This window comes from Pseudomonas sp. 05N434, assembly GCF_056396965.1.
The window spans coordinates 1-4,793 of record NZ_JBFTMK010000391.1 but is presented as its reverse complement, the minus strand read 5'-3'; the positions used below and the strand labels follow the sequence as shown (position 1 = coordinate 4,793).

Sequence of the window (4,793 nt, the reverse complement as noted above, 5' to 3'; positions counted from 1 at the left end):
CCTCAAATCCGGCGGCGACAGCGGCATCAACCTTGATGCGTTTGATCGCGGTCATGTGTTCAGCGGCACACCGTCAATCGGCTTGCTGTTCTGCTTCGCGGCATTTATCGGCTTCGAGGCGACGACAATTTACGGCGAAGAGGCCAAGAACCCGCAGCGTACTATCCCGATTGCCACCTACTGCTCGGTGTTGCTGATCGGTGGTTTCTACGCACTGTCGGTATGGTCGATGGTGGTGGGCGTGGGTGCGGACAAAATCGTGCCGATGCTGCAGTCCTTGCAGGACCCGACGACGTTTATCTACGGCATGTCCGACCACTTTGTCGGCCCCTGGCTGACTCAGATTATCCGGGTGCTGTTCATGGTCAGTATCTATGCCGGCCTGCTGGCGTTTCATAACGCCGCGGCCCGTTACTTCTACGCGATTGGGCGTGACGGCCTGTTGCCGCACCGCTTGGGCACTACCCATCGGGTGCACCAGAGTCCTCATATGGGGTCGGCGTTGCAGAGCCTTATCTCGGCGGTGGTGGTACTGATTTTCGCCGCCATGGATGCCGATCCGATCCTGCAGCTGTTTGCCTGGCTGTCCAACTTGGCCACGCTGTGCGTGATTTTGTTGATGGCGCTCACGTCCGTAGCGGTAATCTTCTTTTTCCGGCGTCACCCCGAACTCAAGGTGGGGATCTGGCGTGGGCGGATTTTCCCCGGTTTCTCTTGCATTGCCCTATTGGCGGTCCTGGTACTCGCGGTGGTGCACTTCGATGTACTGACGGGCGCCAGCCTGGCCTTGTCATACAGTCTCTGCGCGATCATTCCCGCGGCCCTGCTGGGTGGCGTGYTCCTGGCGGCTCGACTTCGCAAGGCGTCGCCGCAGCGGTACCAGGCATTGGGTAGCCACAAGCTTTAAGGCTCCACGCAGAACTTTTCAACCAAATCTGCGCGTTGCTTACCAAGGAAGGTCTGCGACCTCGCGCGGCTGCGCCTGTCTGCTCAGCATGACCAGCAGCGAGGCGATCAACAGCAGGACTGCCGACGCTGCCAGCACGGCAACGAAGCCTGCATCGAACGCCGCACGGGCGAATGCGCTCAGCATCGCGCGGCCTTCGGGTGACAACGTCTCGGCGACGACCAACGCGTCGTCGAGACTCTCGAATGTCGCGGGGTTCAGGGTCAGCCATGCCGGAATCATCAGGCCCGCCGAATACGCATAAATCGCCGATGACAGACTGCCCGCCAGCGTCACACCCACAGCACCGCCCAGTTCAAAGGACACTTCCTCGATGGAGGCGGCCATGCCGGCTTTATCGGCGGGCACGCTGAGCATGATGGTGCTGGACGAAACGGTCAGTGCAGCGCCAATCGTCAAGCCCAATAGGGCAAGGCTGGCGACTTGCAGGTAAACCGCAGCGTTGTACAGCAAGAGATAGCTCAGCATCGCGGCTGACGACAGCAGCAACGTCCAGAACAGCATCCGCCGGTTTCCCAGGCGCGGCAGGTAGTAACCGGCAAGCGGCCCTGCGACGAAGGAGCCCAGTGGCAGAGGAAGGATGAACAATGCCGCCTCCAGCGGCGACATGCCGAGTACCAGTTGCAGGCGCTGGCTGAACACCAGTTCCATGCCGATCAACGCAGCGGCCGACACGACTGCTGAAATGACGGCATTTCTGAAGCCCGGTGCAGTGAACAGCGCCAGATCGAGCATCGGCTGTGCGGCACGGCGTTGGCGTCGAATGAACAGTGTCAGAAATAGCGCACCCAGCACGACCGCCACCAGCATGCCGTCGAAGGAGGGCGCCCGTTTACCGAGTTCCTTGACGGCATACGCCAGGCTGATCAACCCGATCATGACCTGCAGCGAGCCCAGCCAGTCCCATCGCTTTTTGGCATCCCCCGGGTGATTCGGGATCAACACCGCGCCGAGGACCAGTGCCACCAGCACAATAGGCACGTTGATCAGAAATACCGAGCCCCACCAGAAGTGCTCCAGCAGCAGGCCGCCCACCACCGGGCCGAACGCGGCGCCCCCTGAGGCAACCGATGCCCAGATGCCGAAAGCCATCGCCTGCTCGCGCGGGTCGGCGAACGTCAACCGCACGATGGCCAGCGTAGCCGGCATCATCATCGCCGCGCCGACAGCCAGAAAGCCGCGGGCACCGATCAATACGCTGGCCGATGGCGAGAAGGCCGCGATCAGCGAGAACAGGCCAACGTGGGGGCATCATGGGGGGGCTCGATGAACGATGGTCGAAAGCCGGCAACTGTCACTCAGTCAAGACGTCAGCACCGGCAGGTAGCCTGCCGTGCCCCTTTACACTCGAAAATGGCCGACAAGCTGCTGTTGATGGTTGGCCATTTCATGGAGTGAGTCACTGGCCGTTGAGGCATCGCTCATCCGTTTGGTCAGTGTTTCGCTGATGCTGCGAATGCCACTGACCCGATGGTTGATATCTTCCACGACCGTGCTTTGCTCCAGGGCTGCGCTGGCGATCTGCTGATTCATCTGCTCGATCACATCCACGGCCTGGGAAATATTCTCCAGCGCCGCACGGGTCTGTTGCACCTGGATCACGCTGTTGCCGGCTTGCTCGCGGCTCAGCTGGGTACTGTGCACCACCTCCTGGCTCAACTGCTGCAACATTTCTATCACCGTGCGGACCTGTTCGACCGAGCTCTGGGTGTTGCTGGCCAGGTGCCTGACTTCATCGGCTACCACYGCGAAGCCGCGCCCCTGTTCGCCCGCCCTGGCCGCTTCGATGGCCGCATTCAACGCCAGCAAGTTGGTCTGCTGCGCGATGGTGCTGATGACGTCCAGCACCTGGCCAATCTGGGTGCTGCTATCGGCGAGGGCATGCACTTGCTTAAGGGTGGTGTCCAGACGCTGATCGAGGCTTTCGATGCTGCTTTCGGCGATGGAGAACACCGCTTGACCTGATCGGCTCGCGCTTTCGGCGGCTGTCGCTGCGTCGGCGGCACCGTGGGAATGGCGCGCCACTTGCTGGGCACTGGCACTCATTTCGTGCAGCGCGGTCGCGGCCAGCTCCACTTCGCGGTACTGGCGTTGCATCCCTGCGCTGACTTCCCGGGCAATCCCCGACGAGGTATTGGCGCTGTTGCGGGTATCCAGGGAGGCGGTTTGAATGTCGCGAATAATTGGCTGCAACTTGTCCAGAAAACGGTTGAACCCATTGGCTAATTGGCCCAATTCGTCGCGTCGCCCGGCGGGCAGGCGTTGGGTAAGGTCACCATCGCCATCGACGATGGCATCAAGCAGGCCTGCCACCTTCAGCAGCGGGCGTGTCACCCCGTAGGCGGCCAGCCAGATCAGCAACATGCCGAGGCAACTGGCCAATACCCCCAGGCAAAGGTTGAGCCAGTTGGCCTGGCGGCTTTTGTCGTCCAGTTCGCTTTGCATTTGCCGGGCGGGTGCCTGCACCAGAGCTTGGGGAACCTTGATCTCCAGTTGCCAGAGTGGATTGCCTGCCACGGGTTGCAGAGCCTGGCGTATATCGAGGGTGGTCCCGGAGACTTCGCCGCTGCGTCCTGCCACCTGGCCGGAGGCCGACACAATGGCCACTTCGCTGTTGCCTTGATACAGGTCCTGGCCGAGGTCGGCAGCCAGCTTTTGCAGCGTGTCGAGGCCAATGTCCATGCCGACCACGCCGAGGATCTTGCCGTTGGCGATCAGAGGGACAGAAATGCTGCTCATCAGGACTTTCTGGCCTTCCACCTCACTGGTGTAGGGCTCCACCACGCAAGTGCGCCTTTGAGCTTGAGGGCAGGTGTACCAGACGTTTGTCGGTTCGCTGCCGGGGGGCGCTGTGTTGGTGAAGATTTGCGCCTCGGTGAGCACATCCTGGACCAATTGTCCCGGCTGGCTCTGTGACCAATACAGCGCAAAACGACCTTTTTCGTTGCTCGCCAGTGCACGTTGCCCGACGAAATTAGCGTCTGCGCCCGCCAACGCGTCAGGCAGAAGGATGACGTACAGGCCGAGCACTTTTTCGCGGTTGAGCAGTGTCTGACGGGTCACGCTGATCAGCGCTTCGCGCAATTGCCCAGCCGTGAGGCGTCCATTGAGCGTTTGATCGCGCAGTTGCAGAACCTGTTGCGCGAACCCTTCGCTATACAGCGCCGTTTCGTTGAAAAAGCGTTCGACCTGTTGGCCATGGGCAGCGGCCTGGGCTTGCAAGCGCTCCACGGCGGCTTGCCCGAGCAGGTGACTGCTCTGCTCCTTCAGCAATTTTGCACTTTGTTGGTTCTGGTACACCGAGGTGCCTACCAGCGCGCCGACGACAGCCAGCAGGCACAGTCCGCTCAGGAGTGTGATCCGCCATTGGATAGTGAGATGAGCTAAACGCATGACTGGGACTTCCTGCAGAGGGCTTGGCTGCGATGGGCTGTGGACCAGGCCCTCGCTTTTATTATCGGTGCCGGCATCTGGGTATAGAGCGGGTGACGCTAGCATGCGGGAGGGAACGGCCAGCCGGTTATCCCGAATCGGCAAGGACTGCCGGATTGCGGGTGCCGCATCGACCTGTTTTGGGGCGGCGCCTCGGATGCTACCGATTTGGGATAGCGAGCGGTTCAGGGGCGGGCATAGGATCGAGTTCAGCGCGCAACTAAAACAAAACGCTAATTGGTGCCGATGGAATTCAATCGGGCCACCCCAACAGCGACTGCCTCATACAATAAGGTCAACAACATGAGTGTACCTATCTCGATCAACAGCTCCACGGAGCTCAAGCGTGGCGCCCTGGGAACAGCTCCACGGAGCTCAAGCGTGGCGCCCTGGG

Annotated in this window: 1 protein-coding gene and 3 pseudogenes; 1 reads left to right on the top strand and 3 read right to left on the bottom strand. The window is 61.0% G+C overall.

Features of this window, described 5'->3' with window-relative positions; all coding sequences use genetic code 11:
* The coding region (locus AC1DLB_RS21495) for an APC family permease (RefSeq protein ID WP_477785600.1) at positions 1-907 on the top strand (907 nt) is incomplete at its 5' end.
* Positions 908-946: 39 nt separating this feature from the next.
* Here AC1DLB_RS21495 and AC1DLB_RS21490 read toward each other — a convergent pair.
* The 3 pseudogenes from AC1DLB_RS21490 to AC1DLB_RS21480 form a co-directional block, all read right to left on the bottom strand.
* Positions 947-2,206, bottom strand: a pseudogene (locus AC1DLB_RS21490) (MFS transporter); the annotation flags it as partial.
* A 102-nt stretch (positions 2,207-2,308) separates the two neighbouring features.
* Positions 2,309-2,848, bottom strand: a pseudogene (locus tag AC1DLB_RS21485) (methyl-accepting chemotaxis protein); the annotation flags it as partial.
* Between the two features lie 318 nt (positions 2,849-3,166).
* Positions 3,167-4,360 (bottom strand): annotated as a pseudogene (locus AC1DLB_RS21480) (PDC sensor domain-containing protein); the annotation flags it as partial.
* Between the last annotated feature and the right edge of the window lie 433 nt (positions 4,361-4,793).